The sequence below is a fragment of the Candidatus Sulfotelmatobacter sp. genome (assembly GCA_035498555.1).
Classification (GTDB): domain Bacteria; phylum Eisenbacteria; class RBG-16-71-46; order RBG-16-71-46; family RBG-16-71-46; genus DATKAB01.
On the sequence record DATKAB010000198.1, the window covers coordinates 14,463 to 30,563 of the forward strand.

Annotated in this window: 12 protein-coding genes; 9 read left to right on the top strand and 3 right to left on the bottom strand. The window is 67.9% G+C overall.

The window, feature by feature from the left end; genetic code table 11:
* Position 1: 1 nt before the first annotated feature.
* The gene (locus tag VMJ70_15400) at positions 2–2,194 is read right to left on the bottom strand and encodes a penicillin acylase family protein (protein ID HTO92516.1); all 2,193 of its coding nucleotides are present in this window, start codon (positions 2,192–2,194) and stop codon (positions 2–4) included.
* Positions 2,195–2,197: 3 nt separating this feature from the next.
* Between VMJ70_15400 and VMJ70_15405 the strand changes: the two genes are divergently transcribed.
* From VMJ70_15405 to VMJ70_15435, 7 genes are all read left to right on the top strand, one after another.
* Entirely contained in the window at positions 2,198–2,737 is a 540-nt protein-coding gene (locus tag VMJ70_15405) for a GNAT family N-acetyltransferase (GenBank protein ID HTO92517.1), read from the top strand.
* Between the two features lie 94 nt (positions 2,738–2,831).
* Complete coding sequence (locus VMJ70_15410) at positions 2,832–5,285, top strand: FlgD immunoglobulin-like domain containing protein (protein HTO92518.1); 2,454 nt, start codon at positions 2,832–2,834, stop codon at positions 5,283–5,285.
* Positions 5,286–5,342: 57 nt separating this feature from the next.
* Positions 5,343–8,093 carry a T9SS type A sorting domain-containing protein gene (locus VMJ70_15415; GenBank protein ID HTO92519.1) on the top strand — a complete coding sequence of 917 codons (2,751 nt, stop codon included), beginning with the start codon at positions 5,343–5,345 and terminating at the stop codon, positions 8,091–8,093.
* 106 nt (positions 8,094–8,199) lie between these two features.
* Entirely contained in the window at positions 8,200–10,635 is a 2,436-nt protein-coding gene (locus tag VMJ70_15420) for a FlgD immunoglobulin-like domain containing protein (protein ID HTO92520.1), read from the top strand.
* Between the two features lie 148 nt (positions 10,636–10,783).
* The gene (locus VMJ70_15425) at positions 10,784–10,954 is read left to right on the top strand and encodes a hypothetical protein (protein HTO92521.1); all 171 of its coding nucleotides are present in this window, start codon (positions 10,784–10,786) and stop codon (positions 10,952–10,954) included.
* A gap of 66 nt (positions 10,955–11,020) precedes the next feature.
* Positions 11,021–11,377: a hypothetical protein gene (locus VMJ70_15430; protein ID HTO92522.1), complete on the top strand. Its 357-nt coding sequence runs from the start codon at positions 11,021–11,023 to the stop codon at positions 11,375–11,377.
* Between the two features lie 48 nt (positions 11,378–11,425).
* On the top strand, positions 11,426–12,463 hold the full coding sequence (locus VMJ70_15435; GenBank protein HTO92523.1) for a DUF481 domain-containing protein: 1,038 nt from the start codon (positions 11,426–11,428) through the stop codon (positions 12,461–12,463).
* A gap of 3 nt (positions 12,464–12,466) precedes the next feature.
* On the opposite strand, the gene VMJ70_15440 is transcribed toward VMJ70_15435, so the two are convergent.
* Positions 12,467–14,590, bottom strand: coding sequence for a hypothetical protein (locus VMJ70_15440; GenBank protein HTO92524.1), 2,124 nt, complete (start codon positions 14,588–14,590; stop codon positions 12,467–12,469).
* A 117-nt stretch (positions 14,591–14,707) separates the two neighbouring features.
* Between VMJ70_15440 and VMJ70_15445 the strand changes: the two genes are divergently transcribed.
* Positions 14,708–14,980 carry a DUF2277 domain-containing protein gene (locus VMJ70_15445; GenBank protein ID HTO92525.1) on the top strand — a complete coding sequence of 91 codons (273 nt, stop codon included), beginning with the start codon at positions 14,708–14,710 and terminating at the stop codon, positions 14,978–14,980.
* Positions 14,981–14,982: 2 nt separating this feature from the next.
* Positions 14,983–15,888 (top strand): hypothetical protein, encoded by a 906-nt coding sequence (locus VMJ70_15450; protein ID HTO92526.1) that lies wholly within the window; start codon positions 14,983–14,985, stop codon positions 15,886–15,888.
* An 87-nt stretch (positions 15,889–15,975) separates the two neighbouring features.
* On the opposite strand, the gene VMJ70_15455 is transcribed toward VMJ70_15450, so the two are convergent.
* Positions 15,976–16,101: a hypothetical protein gene (locus VMJ70_15455; protein HTO92527.1), complete on the bottom strand. Its 126-nt coding sequence runs from the start codon at positions 16,099–16,101 to the stop codon at positions 15,976–15,978.

Below are 16,101 nucleotides of genomic sequence, written 5' to 3' on the forward strand. Positions count from 1 at the left end.
CTCATTTCCCCGGCCGATAGGTCCGCTCGGTGTGGCCCCTGAGCTGCCCGGGATAGAAGTACACGGGCCGCAGCTGGCCGCTGGCATACCGCGCCGACTGGTCATTGAAGTGATGCGATCCGGGATCGCCGCTCGCGCCGCCAATGCTGACGGCCATGGCCCTCACGCTGTCGCCGAATTCGACCGCGGCGACAAAGCTGTTGCCGCTGGTGCCGTACCAGCGGCGCGTGCCGGGATAGGGACGCGCCGCGAAAGAGGCGAGCGAGCCCCAGATGCCGGCGGTGAACGGCACCGGAATGCTGGCGCGCGCGTCGTCGAAGTGGGGCTCGATCGCCCCGTCGAGGCGCTGGAAGCGATTGACCTGGCCCCACGGCGTCTTCCACGTGCCGAACGATCGCGTCAACGTGTCCGACGCGGCGACCAGGGCGCGCAGCAGATCGTCGCCCGACACGCGCGTCGCGGCAAAGGTCTGCGCCGAGAGATGCTCGGCGCGCGCCGGCGCTCCAACGCGACGCACGATCGCCTCGCCCCAGTGAATCGCGAGCGTGGTCGCCACAGATCCTTCGCCCCAGCGGTCGTCCCATCCGCGCAGCGCTTCGATCTCGCCCGCCAGGCGACGCTTCAACGTGTCGGCCGCGGGCAGGCGATCGTAGGCGGCGAACAGCGGCGGCAGCATGGTCTCGAAGCTGGGGAGGAAGCTGTCGAAGGCCGCGGCCGCGAGCGACTGCAGCGTCCAGTCGCTGGCGCCGGTCAGCGCGCGCAGCGCATGGCGGCCGCGGGGCGTCTCTTCCGTGCCGGTCTCGACGTACCGCGGATAGTTCTCGCGGCGTGGGCTCGAAGGCCCCGCCGCCGACCACGGCCAGTCGTTGGAATTGAACACCCAGCCGCTCGCCGGCTTCCAGAGGTTGGGCGACTCGTCCACCGAGAGAAGCCCGCGGTAGTCGGTGGCGGAGTCGGCGCCGTCTACCGGCGCGGTCCAGTCGAAGCTGGTGTCGCGCCGGGGAATGTAGTTCGAGTGGAAGTAGGCGATGCTGCCCCGGGAATCCGCGAACACCGTGTTGTTGGAGGAATTGGCGTGCAACTCCATCAGCAGGCGAAACGCCGTGTAGTCGGGGGCCTTGGTGCGACTGAAGGACTGGGTGAGCGCCGCGACCGGCCTCCACATCAGGCTCACGCTCACCCAGCGATCGCCCTGGCGGCGCACGATCGGGCCGTGCCGCGTGGCATAGACGATGAAGGTGCGCTGCGCGAGCCCGGAGGGCGTGCGATAGGAGAGCGTGACCTTGCGCGTGAGCATCGGCCGCTCGTCGCTCCCGTGCCGGTAGGTGTAACCGTTGGATCGGTGCAGCACGCTCTCGAGGAACTCATCGATGTTGTCCACGCCACTCGAGGTGTGCATCCAGCCGCAGGTGCGATTGAAGCCCTGATAGACGAAGAACTGTCCCCAGGTGACCGCGCCGTAGGCGTCGAGCCCTTGATCGCTCGACATCTGGAGCTCCGAGCGGAAGTAGAACGAGGTGTGGGGATTGATCCACAGCAGCGCGTGGCGATAGCGGGTGAGTTCGGGCGCGATCGCGATGCCGTTCGAGCCGGTGGGTTCTCGAAGCTCGGGCTCCTCGCCGTCGCCCGCGTCGCGCGGCGCCTGGACGGCGCTGTCGCCGTAAAACGCGGCGAGTCCGGGCACGCTGATGCGTTCGATGTCGCCGCCGATGCTCCCTTCCGTGAACGAGAGCGCCATCCACGGCTCGAAGCGCGAAATCGCGAGCGGCTTCACGTCCGGATGCCGGTAGAGATAGAAATTGAGCCCGTCGGCGAACGCGTCCATGAGGTTGCGCAGCCAGCGCGGACTCGCCCGGTACTGCGCGCGCAGCGAATCCGGGTCGGCGAACAGTCGCGCGCGCAGATCTCGGAAGATCACCGAATCGCCCTCGGCCTCGGCCAGCCGACCCAGCGCGATCAGATAGTTGCGCTCGATCCGTGGAAAGTCGTCTTCGGCCTGCGCGTACTCGACGCCGAACACCGCGTCGGCGTCGGTCGCGCCGTGGATGTGCGCGATGCCCCAGTCGTCGCGAACGATGGTGACGCGCGCCGCCTCGCGCTCCCAGCGGGCGATCTCTGCGGAAATGGGCGGCGGCGGTGCAGCGGGAGTGGAGTGGGCGGTCGCGGCGGTCAGAAGCAGGGCGACGAGGATCACGGCGTGCAGACTACCCCGAACCGGGGTGATTCGCGCTATCTTCCCGCGGCCATGGTCACCATTCGTCCGGCGAAGCGATCCGACCTCGAGGCGCTCGGCCGTTACGGCGCGGCGCTGATGCGGCAGCACCACGCCGCGGATCCCGAACGCTTCATCCAGACCGAGCACCCCGAGCAGGGCTACGGGCGATTCCTGGTCTCCCAGATCTCGAACCCCGAAAGTCTGGTGATGGTGGCCGAGAACGAGGGCCAGGTCGTCGGTTACGTGTACGCCGACGTCGAGGGCACGAGCTGGATGGATCTGCGCGGACCGGCCGGCGTGATTCACGACATCTATGTGGACGAATCGGCGCGGCAACGGGGAGCGGGGCGCGCCCTGATGCGCGCCGCCATCGACTGGGTGCGGGCCCACGGCCGGAATCAAATCGTGCTGCTCACCAAGACCGGTAACGAGCACGCTCAGGCGCTGTTCTCGGCGATGGGCTTTCGCCCCAGCATGATCGAGATGACGCTGGACCTGGATCCTGCTCCGCCGGGTCGCTAGAGCCCCTGTTCGCCTGCGCGTCGCCGGACGTATGGCCCGGTGAGCGGCGCCCGATTCACCCCGACTCGCGCGCGCCGATTCACCGGAGAACGCCATGCGCGCCGAACGCTCTACCATCCTGCTCGCTCTACTGATTCTGGTCCCGGGGCCCGCCCGTGCCCAGGTTGCCCAGAGCAACCTGTGGGTCGCGAATGGAGCCGTGAACGCGATCGCGCTCGCGGGCAACACCGTCTACATGGGTGGCGAGTTCACGCGCCTCGGCCCGCCGACTGGCGGCTTCGTGACGCTCGACGAGACGACCGGCGCGGTGGTAGCGCCCGGCGCCGGCGGAGGGGTCGCGGGCACGGTGATGTGCTCACTCGTTGATGCCGGCGGCGGCCGCTTTGTCGGCGGTTCGTTCCAGTTCGTCCAGGGCCAGAGCCACAGCGGGCTCGCCCACTTCGATTCCAACGGCAACTTGCTTCCCTGGAGTCCCAGCGTCGGCAACGGCTACGTCTATGCCATGGCCATCGACTATTCCAATCCGAACGTCCTTTACATTGGCGGCGTCTTCAGTTCGGTCAACGGAGTCACGCGCAACTCCCTGGCGGCGATCGACGTCACGACCGGCGCGCTGCTCGATTGGAACCCGGGCACCAACGGCCTGGTCAACGCGATGGTCGCCTACAACGGGGTGGTCTACGTCGGCGGATCGTTCACGATGGCCGGGGGCTACACGCGAAACGATCTGGCGGCGGTGGATGGGACCGGCGCCGTGACCGGCTGGGATCCCAATTCCAACGGCGACGTCAACGCGCTCGCGCTCTCGGCAAATCCCTTCACTCACCTGCCGACGATTTGGATTGGCGGACTGTTCACGAGCTTGCAGGGGCAGGCGCGCTATTCGATCGGCTGCGTGGACGTGACGGGGACGCCCCTGAGCTGGAGCCCGAACGCCGACCACGCCGTCCGCACGATCGTGCTCGGCTACTCGCACAATTTCGTCAACGCGGTTTACCTGGGAGGCACGTTCGACCTGGTCGCGGGGCAGTCGCGGCAGTATCTCGCCGAGGTCGACCCCTCGACCGGCGTCGCCTCCTCGACCTTCAATCCGTCGCCCGATCAACCCGTGTCGTCGATCGCCCTCGACGGGACCTCGGTGTACGTCGGAGGCTCGTTCACCCGCATCGGCGGAGTCTCCCGGCAGTATCTGGCCGGGCTCGACGCGACTTCCGGCGCCGTGTCCTCGTGGGATCCAAGCCCGGATGCGGGCGTGGCCTGCCTGGACGCGTGGAGCGGGACGGTGCGCGTCGGCGGCGCGTTCGGAAGTCTGGGCGGCGTAACCCGCAATCATCTCGCGGCACTGGACGCCACGACCGGCATGCCGACATCGTGGGATCCAAATGCGAGTGGCCCGATCAACGCGCTGACTGTCAACGGTGGCACGCTCTACGCGGGCGGCCAGTTCGCGACGATCGTTGGTCAGAACCGCGGAAACGGTGCGGCATTCAACAGCGGCGGCACCCTGCTGTCGTGGGATCCTCGCGCTACCGGCCCGATCAACGCGCTCGCGGGATTCGGCGGCTCGATCTACGTGGGCGGCGGATTTCTGAGCGCCGGCGGACCGGGAAACCCCATGCTGGCGCGGCTCGATCCTTCTTCGGGAAACAGCGTCGCGCCGCTTCCCACGCCCGATCGGCCGGTCCACGCGCTGATGGTTCGCGATTCGGTCATGTACGTCGGCGGCGAGTTCCAGCGCCTGAATGGGTTCGTCAGGAGTGGCGCGGGAGCGTTCGACCTCAAGAACTTTGCGGTCACCAACTGGGATCCCGAGGTTTTGGGCGCGAGTCAGGGGCCGGTCACCATGGTCGATGCTCTGGCGCAGGTCGGCAACCTGATCGCCTTGGGCGGTGACTTCCTTGAAGTCCACTTCGCGATGCACACCAACCTGGCCCTGGTGGACCCGGTCGTCGGGTTCGTGGCCGGCTGGTATTCGCCGGTCTATCAGCCAGTCCTCGCGCTGTTGGACCTCGGCAACACACTCTGTGCTGGTGGGTACTTCGTCAGCTCGGGTCCGGGCGCGACCGGCCCACTCGCGGCGATCGATCTGACCAGCCTTGCCGCCCGTCCCTGGAACACCGGGATGACGGGCGAGGTTCATTCACTCGCGGCCGGCGCCGGCGCGCTCTACGTCGGCGGCTCGCAATCGCCGTCGGCGGGAGGGTGGCCGCACGAGAACTTCGCAGCGTTCTCGGGCGGCGTCACGGCGGTGAATGAAGAGCCCGTCGCGCCACTTCACTGCGCGATTCATCTCTCGTCGAATCCTTCGCGCGGAAGTGTGACGTTCAGTTTCGCGTTGCCCGGGCGCACCGCGACCGAGGTCACCGTGTTCGACGCGGCCGGCCGAGTGGTGCGAAGCCTCCACGCCGGCGACTTGCCGGCCGGCGAGCTACATATAATGTGGGACGGCCGCGACGATACCGGGCGTTTTGCGCGATCGGGGGTCTATTTCGTGCGCATTCGTGGGGCGAATCTCGATCTCGAGGCCAAACTCATTCACCTCCACTGAATCTCGCCCTTCCGCGCTTGACAGCGTCGCCACGCGGTCCTCACAATTTTGTCCCTCATGGCACCGACCCCCCGCAGCCCGCTTCGCCTCGTTCTTCCGGCGATCACCCTGGCTCTGCTCGCTGTGCCCGCCGGACTGTCGGCGGATCCCGATCGCCGCGCCGAGCCCGGGCCCGTGGCGGGAACCAACGTCCTCGCGTCGCCGCTTCCCGTCTCGGGGCGCGCGGTGGTGAGCCTCGGCGATCTCGCCAAGGCTCAGGCGCGGATATCGATCCTGTCACGCCCGCCGGTTCGGCCACTGGTTCACCCCGAGCTGAACGAGGAAGAGCAAGAAGAGGAGACTGGCCCGATCGCGCCGGCACCGAAGTTCTCGTCGGTCCCGCGCATCCTGCTGTCATCGCCGCCGCCCACCACCAGCTTCCAGGGCCTCGACGACATCCCGATGGTGGACTCGAGCTACATCATCATTCCGCCCGACGTGAACGGCGCGGTCGGGCTCAGCACCATCTTTCAGAACCTCAACAACAACGTGCGCGTGCTCAACAAGGCGGACGGCTCACCCATCCTCACCGTCGGCGTCAACACCTTCTGGGCGCCGGCCGGTGGGGCGCCCAACGATTACACCGATCCGCGCACGGTCTACGATCCTTACAACAATCGCTGGATCACCATCATGCAGGGCGATCTCAGCAACGCCACCGGCAACTCGCTGGTCATCGGGCTCTCCGACACCAGCGACCCCACGGGCGTCTGGCACCTGTGGCGCACGATCCTCTACGAGAGCACCTCGATCGCACTCGCCGACTTTCCGACGCTCGGATTCAACAAGAACTGGATCACGGTTTCGATCAACATGTATCGAAACACCGGGAACGCCAACGGCGTGAGCATCCTGATGATCCACTACCCGTCGCTCCGCTCCGGAACCTGGGATGCTTTCCGCGTCGATCGCACCGGAACCAGCAACTTCTGCTACGCGCCGGTGCAGACCTATTCGGCGACCAGCGACACCGAATACGTGATGCAGCATCTCTCCGCGAGCAGCGCCACCTACCGGGTCGATCGCATCACCGGCACCGGCCCCGGAGCGCCCACCTACACGGTGGGCACCACTCAAACGCGCACCGGCGGCGGCTGGGCCTCGGGGTCGGGGCAGTCGTTGCCACAGAGCGCTCCCAACGCCGGCTCGAGCGCCTGTGGCAGCACGCCGTGCCGGATCGAGCTGATCGACTCCCAGCTCCGCACCGCGCCGGTGTTCCGCAACGGCTCGATCTGGTACGTGCAGACCATCGGCCTCCCGGCGGTCGGGATGACGCACAGCGCCGCCCAGTGGACGCAGATTACGACCCCCTCGGGGGCGTACGTGGACGGCGGCCGGGTCGAGGATCCGACCGCCACCGTGAGCAACGGCGGCAAGTGGTACGCCTATCCACAGATCGCGGTGAACGCGCAGGAAAACTTCCTGGTCGGCTTCAGCCAGTGTTCGTCGGCGCAGCATCCGTCGGCGGGTTATGCGATGCACTTCGCGAGCGACGGTGCCGGCACGATCCGCGACCCGGTGATCTCCAGGGCGGGTGAAGACTACTACCACAAGGATTTCGGCACCGGCCGCAATCGCTGGGGAGATTTCACTTCCTCGCAGGTGGACCCCGCCGATGACGCCACGCTGTGGACCGTCGCCGAATACGCCAAGAATCGCCCGAACACCGACGACGGGACGACCGGTAGCAACGGCAGCCGTTGGAGCACGTGGTGGGCGAGCGTCGGGACCAGCTCGTTCACGATCACCGCCAGTGCCGGCGCCAACGGCTCGATCGTGCCCTCGGGCGCCGTTTCGGTGTCGCAGGGCGCCGACCAGAGCTTCACCATCTCGCCGTCGCCCAACTTCCACGTCGCCGACGTGCTGGTGGATGGCTCGAGCGTCGGCGCGGTGACCGGCTACACGTTCAACAACGTGAATGCCGACCACACGATCGCGGCGAGCTTCGCGCCCGACAGCTTCACGGTGACACTGAGTGTGGTGGGGCCGGGCTCGGCGGCGCGCAACCCTGATCAACTGCACTACGCCTACAACTCGAACGTCCAGCTCACGGCGACGCCGCTGTCCGGCTGCGCGTTCCTCGGCTGGAGCGGGGATTCGCTTTCGGCGTTGAATCCGCTGACCGTGCCGGTGCTCGAGAACCTGACGCTGACCGCGACCTTTGCCGACACCACGCCCCCGGTGGCGCAGGTGCTGGCGCCACTTCCGAGCGACGACGTGACGGTCGGCGGCAACGCCACGCTCAAGTGGTCGGCCACCGACAATCTCGCCGTGACGCGTATCGACCTCCTGCTCTCGCGCGCCGGCAGCGGCGGACCTTTCGATTCGGTCGCGACCGGACTCGCCAACTCGGGAAGCTTCGATTGGACGGTCACCGGCCCGCCGAGCCTCGACGCGGTACTCGAGGTGATCGCGCGTGACTCGACCGGACTTGTCGGCACCGCGATCAGCGATTCGGCGTTCGCCATTGCTTCGGGCAACACCGCGGTGGGCCAGCAGGTGGTGCGCGAGTTCGCGCTCGACCGGGTCTCGCCTCAGCCGGTCCGTGGCGCGGCGCACATCCGCTTCGAGCTGCCGCGCGAGGCCAGCATTCGTCTCACGGTGCTCGACGTGCAGGGCCGCGTCATCGAGGTGCTGGCGGACGGCTCCGCCGGCGCCGGCGTCCACGAGGTCGCCTGGGCGGGAACCCGACTGCCCTCGGGGCTCTATTTTCTCCGCCTGAAGGCCCCCGGCCACACCTTCGTTCAGCGCGTGGTGCGACTGCAGTAGCGCGGCCCCCCGCCGCGTTCGCTTCTTCCATCCCGAACGTATTCCCCGAGGAGCGGCGCCGTTCCTTCCGGCGCCCGTCGTCACACTCGTCCCGGGGAGTCGCGTCATGGGAACCACGACGCTTGCCGCATCGCTTGCCGCACTGGCGATCGTCGCCGCACCCGCCCGCGCGCAGAACGTCCAGAGCAACCTGTGGGTGACCAATGGCATCGTGAACGCGATCGCGGTCTCGGGCAACACGGTCTATATCGGCGGCGCGTTCACGCGACTCGGTCCGCCGATTGGCGGATTCGTCAGGGTCGACGGCACTACGGGCGCGGTGCTGCCGCCGGCGTACGGCGTCGCCGGCACGATCACCTGCTCGATTCCCGATGGCAGCGGCGGTCACTTCGTCGCCGGCAGCTTTGACGTTCAGGGCTTCTCGGGCTGGCCGATCGTCCACTTCGACTCCAGTGGACACGGGGTGTACCTGAACTCGTACTCGATCGATGGCACGGTGTACGCGATGGCGATCGATCCGCTCAACCCCGGCGTGCTCTATCTCGGCGGGGCGTTCAGTCACGTGGACGGCGCGATCCGCACCAATCTCGCCGCATTCGATCTCACCACCGGCTACCTCACCAGCTGGACTCCCAGCACCAACGGAACGGTTCGCACTCTGACCGCCTACAACGGAGTGATCTACATCGGCGGACACTTTAGCCAGGCGAACAGCGCGGCCCGCGGCAACCTGGCCGCGGTGGACGCGTCCGGCGCACTCACCGCCTGGGACCCCGAGGCCAGTTCCGATGTCTGGACGATGGCCCTTTCGGTCTTGCCGATCACTCACGCGATCACGGTCTGGCTCGGCGGCCAGTTCATCAGCCTTCAGGGCCAGCCGCGCTACTCGATCGGCGCCGTGGACGGCGCGGGCACCCCGCTCGACTGGAGCCCGAACGCCGGTCACATCGTGAAGACCATGGCCCTGGGCTATTCCCGCAACCGGGTGGTGGCGGTCTACATCGGCGGCACCTTCGACCAGATCGCCGGGCACTCGGTGCCGTATCTGGCGGAGCTCGACGCCTCCGGAGCGGTCGTGACGGGATTCGCTCCGTCGCCCGATCAGGAGGTGGACGCCATCTGGCTCGACGGCTCGACGCTCTACGCGGGCGGCGAGTTCACGAACATGGGGGGCGTCTCGCGGCAGTTTGCCGCGTCGGTCGACGCGAGCACCGGCGCGGTGACGAGCTGGAACCCAAGCCCCAACGGGTTCGTGACCTGCCTCGATGCCTCGGGTGGCAACGTCGATCTCGGCGGCTCGTTCGGGAGCCTCGGCGGCGTCACGCGCAATCATCTCGCCGCGCTCGACGCCTCGACCGGCCTGCCGACGTCGTGGGATCCGGATGTGGACGGAGTCGTCAACGCGCTTGCGGTCAGCAACGGCATGCTGTTCGCGGCGGGCGCTTTCAGCAGCGTCGGCGGGCAAACGCGCGGCAACGGCGCGGCCTTCGACGCGAACGGCGCGCTCACTCCGTGGGATCCCCGTGCGAATGGCGGCATCAACGCGCTGCTCCCGCTCGGCGGCTCGATCTACGCGGGTGGAGCCTTTTTCAGCGTGGCGGGACAGCCTCGCGGCCGGCTCGCTCAGCTCGACGCGATCACCGGAGACCCCTGGCCCGCGATCCCCAGCTCGGATGGACCGGTCTACGCGCTCGCGATCCACGATTCGATTGTCTACGTGGGCGGAATGTTTCAGACCTTTGGAGGAATGGCGCGGCACGGGGCCGCCGCGTTCGCCGTCTACTACAACAACGTGATGGCCTGGCAACCCAGTGTCACCGGCGGACCGCAGGGACCGCCCGCGGTGTATTGCATCGCACCGCTCACCTCGACCCTGCTGATCGGTGGGAGCTTCGACGCGGTGTTTGGATCGACCCGCCATGGGATCGCCGAGGTGGACTACACCCTCGGATCCCCGACTCCGTGGACTGCCTCCCCGTATCTTCCGGTGCGAGCATTCCTGCCGCTCGGGAACACGCTCTTCATCGGCGGTGACTTCTCCACTTTCAGTCCCGGATTCGGCGGACCGCTTGTCGCCGTGGATACTCCCACCATGGCCAATCTTCCATGGGGCTCCCCAATCGAGGGACAGGTCCGCTGCCTCGCCGCCGGCGCGGGGCGGCTCTACGCCGGTGGGATCTGGTTCGGGGCCGGCGGCTGGCCGCATGAGTGCCTGGCGGGGCTGTCGGGAGGCTTCGCGGGGGTGGGAGAGGAGCCGATCGAGCGACGCCCAGGCGCGCTTCGACTCTCCGCGAATCCGTCGCGGGGTCTGGTCTCGTTCCGATTCGCGATACCCGAACGCGGGCCGGCGAAGGCCGGCATCTACGACCTCGCGGGTAGGCGGGTGCGCGAGGTGTACGACGGCGAGCTCCCGGGCGGTGAGCAATCGCTCTCATGGGATGGCCGCGACGATGCCGGCCGACCGGCCCGATCCGGCGTCTACTTCGTGCGGGTGAACGGCGCGGGGGTTCAACTCGAAGCCAGGCTGGTGCATCTGCGCTGACCCCCGCGCCGGTTCACTTGCCCGCGGCCGCTGCTCCGCTTAGCTTCGCTCCGACATGGTCTCGTCCTGCCCCGCGACCGGGCCGCATCCGGAGAACGGTTGGCCCAGATACAGGCCGCGCGTTGCCGCAGCAATCCTCGTGCTTGGCGTGCTGACAGCGACCACGGCACTCGCGCTCGATCCGCTCGAGACGCACATGACGCCGCCGTCGCAGCCGCCGATCCAGGCGATCGAGGGGCGCGACCTCACGCCGGTGAAGGAGCTGTTCAACCGCGAGGCCGACCACATCCGCGTTCTCGTGCTGCTGTCGCCCACCTGACCGTTCTGCCTGCGGGGGGCCTCCGCATTCCAGAAAGCACTCGATCAGGACAGCAGCGATCTTCGCGTGATCGTGATGTGGGAACACGTGACGCCCAGCGACAAGGACCTCACGCTGCCGCCCTCGGCTTCCCAATTCCGCATTCCCGACCGGCGCGCGGTGCAGTTCTGGGACGACCAGCGCGCGCTCTCGCGCACCATGGACTACGAGCTGCCGTTCGACACGCTAAAGAGCGTGGCCGACATCGACAGCAACAGTGTCATCGCCTGGGATTGCATCGCGCTCTACCGGCCCGGCCGGAGGTGGGAGCAGGTGTTCCCGGTTCCGGACTGGGCGGGACGGCCGGTCTCGGCGGTTGCCGAGACCATGCGGGTGCGGCTGCGCGCCATCGAGCGCGAGGCATCGCGCGACAGCGCGAGGTAGGCGCGCCGTCCGCTCGACACTCCGACCGGCGAGCCCTACCTTGGCGGCATGAATCGGGCGTGCCTCTGCGCATTCGCTCTCGCGGCGCTGCTTCCGCCCGCCACCGCCGTGGGCGCCAAGACCGACGCCGCGATTCTCCAGAACGGCGACCACATCACCGGCGAAGTGAAGGGCCTCGCGCGCGGGAAGCTCGACTACAGCACCGATGACGCCGGCCGCCTTTCCATCGAATGGGAGAAGCTGGCGCGCCTGACCAGCCCGCACTCGTTCCATCTCGAACTGGATTCGGGCGAGCGCTACCTGGGGAGTCTCGGGGTGCCCGATCGCGATGGGCGCGTGGTCGTGCAAGGTGCGCGCACCGACACGCTGGCGCTCCCTCGGATCGTCGAAATCACGCCGCTCAATGCCGCATTCCTCCAGCGGCTGATCGCCTACTTCGATCTCGGCTTCACGCTCGCCAAGGCCAACCAGGCGACTACCTTCAGTCTGAGCGGCGCCGCCGATTACCGCGGGGAATCCGTCGGCAGCCAGACCAAGTTCGACTCCTACGCGCAGGGACAGGAGTCGGTGCCGACCACCACACGCAACTCGGTCCGGCAATCGGTGAGCTGGTATCTGCCGCATCGCTGGTCGGTGGTGGGGCTCGCACAGCTCGAGCAGAACGACGAGCTGGATCTCGACCATCGCGTCACCGCCGGTGGCGGCATCAGTCGCATGGTCGCGCAGAGCAATCGCATGGATTTCTCGCTGGGAGCGGGGCTGGTCGGCACCCAGGAGCAGTTCACCACCGACACGGGGCGCTCCTCCGATGCCTCTTTCGAAGGGCTGCTGGCCATGAACTGGGACATGTTCCGATTCGACAGTCCGAAGCTGGACTTCAATACCGGCGCGGCGGTGTATCCGAGCATCTCGGATGCAGGCCGCGTGCGCGGGCAGCTGGACTTTCGCCTGACTTATGAGGTGTTCAAGGACTTCAACACCGGAGTCCGTTTCAGCGACACGTTCGACAGCCGGCCGCCCGACGCCGGGGCATCGAAGAACGACTACATCACCACGCTCACGATCGGCTGGTCGTATCGGCGCTGAGGCTCAGCGCGGCCGCTCGTTCAGTTCGCGGCACACGCCGAGCAGGTCGCCGATGCCATAGAAGTCCACCGCGATCACGTTGGGCATGCGCCCGCGCTCGCGCGCATAGGCGTCGAGCCGCCGCATCAGGAACTCTCGCGAGTTGACGACCTCGGCGTTGGTGGGCTTGGGACTCGGCACGGTCTCGACCCAGTGGTTCATGAGCATCAGCGAGCCCGAGGTCCCGCCGCGATTGGGGCGGTTCGAGAACTCGGTGGTGTCGCGGAATCCGTAGGGAGTTTCCTGCATGGTCGTGAAGGTGGGGTGATACCAGGACACGCCCTCCGAGTGGTTCTCGGCCATCACCACCACGCGCTGGTCGGACTCGACCATTTGACGCAGCGTGGGCCACGTTCCACCCACCGGGCCGCGATAAACGAAATCGACCAATCCGCTCTCGACGAAGCACCGCGCGACGTCGGCAGGCGTGACGCTCTCGTCCTGGATGTCGAAGATCAACACCTCGCCGGGGTTGGCGACCAGGAAGCTGCGCACTTCGCGAAGCACGGGAACGAACCGCGTCGAGCCCAGTTCACAGAAGCCATGGCACAGATAGATGTCGCGCGGCCCCTCCTTGCCGCCCGCCAATCGATCGCGTATGCGCAGCGCCGCCTCCATGCCTTCCTTGCCCACCGCGCTCTCGTACTTGTCCATCGCGTTCGATTCCCCGCTGAGGTCGGTCTTCACCGTGCCACCGACGGGATTGCCGTAGTGCAGATCGATCAGGAAGGCGCGGATGCCATCCTCGAGCTGTCTGGGGATGTCGCCGTTCTGATTGGTGAACATCCAGCCCGGGAGACCGGCGCCGCCCATCGAATTGTGCGTTCCCGGGAACACCACCTGATCGAGCCTTCGGTCGCAGAGCTCGGGCAGGCCGTTGCAGGCCAGCAGGGCGGCCTCGGTGGAGGGCGGAGGGACGGCGGTCGAGCGGAACAGCCACACGCCCGCCCCCGCGAGCAACAGGGCCGCGATCGCGCCCACCAGGACCGCCTGCCCGCGGGACACGCGTGGCGCGGTCCGGGCCTCTCTTGTCTTCGCCTGGATCTCGGGCATCAGGTGAAACGCGGCGACGAACGCTTCGCGCAGGCCCGCGAACGCCACGACCACGCCGGCGAGCCAGGCCGTCACCATCAGCGACGGCATCGGCCAGAAGATCAGCGCCGCGCCGGCGGCGGCGCCGAGCAGCCCGCGCGCGAAGCGCGTGCGCATCAACGCCTGCGGGGCAGTCAGCCAGGAGCGAAGATGGTCGAACCAATCCTGAAGCGGGACGCGCTCGAGGAGCGAGGCGGCGGCCGCGGCCAGCACCAGCCCGGCGAAGCCCAGCGCCGCCGCCCAGTAGGTGAGTCCCGCGAGGAATGCGCCGAGCAGGCCGGCCATCGCCGGCATCAGCGCCGGAGGACGCGCGAAGACCGAGAGCAGGCGGCCGCCGAACTGGCCGAGGATCGCGAGCAGCAGCGCGAGCGTCACCAGCGCGACGCCGTGGCGGATGATGGCCCGGCGCCGATCGCTGGCCAGCCGCACGCTCGCCGCACACAGCAGGACTCCCAGCACCAGCAGCGCGACCGAACCGTTGCGGGCCCGGTGTCCGACCCGGACGAGCCTCGCGCTCACCGCGCCGCCCGGCATCTGGTCCAGCCGGCCGATCGCGGCCGAGACCTCGGGCGGCAGCTTTCTTGCCAGCTCGGGCCGCGAGGACAGCGCGCTCTGGAGCAGGGCGCCCAGGTCCTGAACGGTGAGCACGATCCTGGTGCTGGTGCCGGTGAAGAGCGCATGGTGGAGGGCGCGCGCGCTGCGCCGCGCCGCGGCGCGGAACGGGGGCGAGGACACGACGCCGCGGCCGATGCCCACCAGGATCGGGCGGATGCCAATGAGGTTGGGCTCCGCCTTGATGACCGCATCCGCGAGGCGCTCGGCGACGAAGGTGGCGACCTCGGGGTTTTCGAGGCTCGCCGCGATCCGCTCCGAGAATCCCCGCTCGTCGAACAGTGACCGCGTGGCGTAGCCGAGCAGGGCGGCGAGCAGAATGGAGAGGATGCCAATCGTGCCGAACGCGATGGACAGCAGGTGCCGCACGCGATTCGCGAGCATTCAACCTCCGAGCACAAGATACCGGGTCTCGCGATGAATCGAGAAATGCCGGACCCGCCCCTTCGGCGGCGAGCGGAGTCGCTTCTCGGCACCCGCGCTTCGATGTAGTGTCTGCGCATGTGCCGCAACATTCGGACACTGCACAATTTCGATCCGCCCGCGACCGATGACGAGGTGCGCGCGGCAGCGCTCCAGTACGTGCGGAAGATCAGCGGCAGCACCAGACCCTCCCGCGCCAACGAAGACGCATTTCAGCGGGCCGTAGACGAGGTCACGCGCGCCTCGCGCGAGCTGCTCGATGCGCTGGTGACCCACGCGCCGCCGCGCGATCGCGAGGTCGAGGCGCAACGGGCCCGCGAGCGCGCGAAGCTGAGATTCGGCACGAGCTGAGCATGGGAAGGCACCGGTCGCGGCTCGCGAGCGCGGCGGTGGCGCTGGCGGCCATCGTCCCGCTCGGCCAGGGCGCGGCGGCGCAGTCGTCGCCCGCACCCGGCGGCGACACCACGTTCGTCGCGGCGCAGCCCAGGCGCTGGTCGTCGTTCCTGCCGATCCTGGGCGAGGAGGCCACCAAGCGCGGGATCGAGCTGCCGCTGCCATTCGGCGCCGGCGCCGTCTACTACCATTTGAGCCGTGACATTCGCATCACCGACGTGCGGGTGGGCCGGAACGGCAATCCACCGACATCGGTCAGCAGCTTCGCGCAGCTCGCCGCGCGCGCCGACGTCGACAACGTGAACCTGAAGCTCGATGCCTGGATCCTTCCGTTCGTCAACGTGTATCTGATCGCCGGCTACATCTGGAACAGCTCGAATACCACCATCAACGTGTCGCTGCCGCCGCTTCTTCCCGGCGGCTCGCCCCGCCAGAAACAGATGGAGGTGCCCACCCGCATGACCGGATCGGTGGGCGGAGTGGGGATCACGCTGGCCGGCGGCTATGGACCCTATTTCATGATCTACGACGCCAATTTCGATCAGGCCGACCTGGGCTTCGACAGTCGATTCAAGGCGGTGGTGACGTCGATTCGCGGCGGCTGGAACGGCCGGGCCGGATCGCGGCCACTGCGCGCCTGGGCCGTGGTCACCGACTGGAACACGTTCGCGACCGCCACCGGCACGGTCGCCGACCCCGATGGCGGCTCGCTGGCGTTCGAAGTGGATCAGGGCCCGGCCTACCGCTACACCTACGGCGTCGGCGCCCAGTACTCACTGCGTCGCGAGATCGAGTTCGCCACCGACCTCGGCACCGATGGCCACGGCGGCTGGTACGTCGCGCTGGTGCCGGTATTCCGCTTCTGAGCGCTGCGCCCGACTCGCTCCCGCTTTCCGCCGAAAAAGCAACGCCGCCGGTCAGATCCCGCGACCGGCGGCGTATTCGGCCCTGCGCTAGGCCGGCTTGATGTTCTGATTCATCCGGAACAGGACGAAGTCGATGTCGCGATACGGATAAGCCGTGGCGTCCACGCGAGGCACGTCCCGGGCGCGAGGCCCGCAGCCTCGAGGCTCGAGCAC

Bases quoted from the DNA above. Each gene is read 5' to 3' on its own strand.
- VMJ70_15410 (HTO92518.1), top strand. From the start codon at position 2,832: ATGCGCGCCGAACGCTCTACCATCCTGCTCGCTCTACTGATTCTGGTC.
- VMJ70_15415 (HTO92519.1), top strand. From the start codon at position 5,343: ATGGCACCGACCCCCCGCAGCCCGCTTCGCCTCGTTCTTCCGGCGATC.
- VMJ70_15420 (HTO92520.1), top strand. From the start codon at position 8,200: ATGGGAACCACGACGCTTGCCGCATCGCTTGCCGCACTGGCGATCGTC.
- VMJ70_15435 (HTO92523.1), top strand. From the start codon at position 11,426: ATGAATCGGGCGTGCCTCTGCGCATTCGCTCTCGCGGCGCTGCTTCCG.
- VMJ70_15440 (HTO92524.1), bottom strand. From the start codon at position 14,590: ATGCTCGCGAATCGCGTGCGGCACCTGCTGTCCATCGCGTTCGGCACG.
- VMJ70_15445 (HTO92525.1), top strand. From the start codon at position 14,708: ATGTGCCGCAACATTCGGACACTGCACAATTTCGATCCGCCCGCGACC.
- VMJ70_15450 (HTO92526.1), top strand. From the start codon at position 14,983: ATGGGAAGGCACCGGTCGCGGCTCGCGAGCGCGGCGGTGGCGCTGGCG.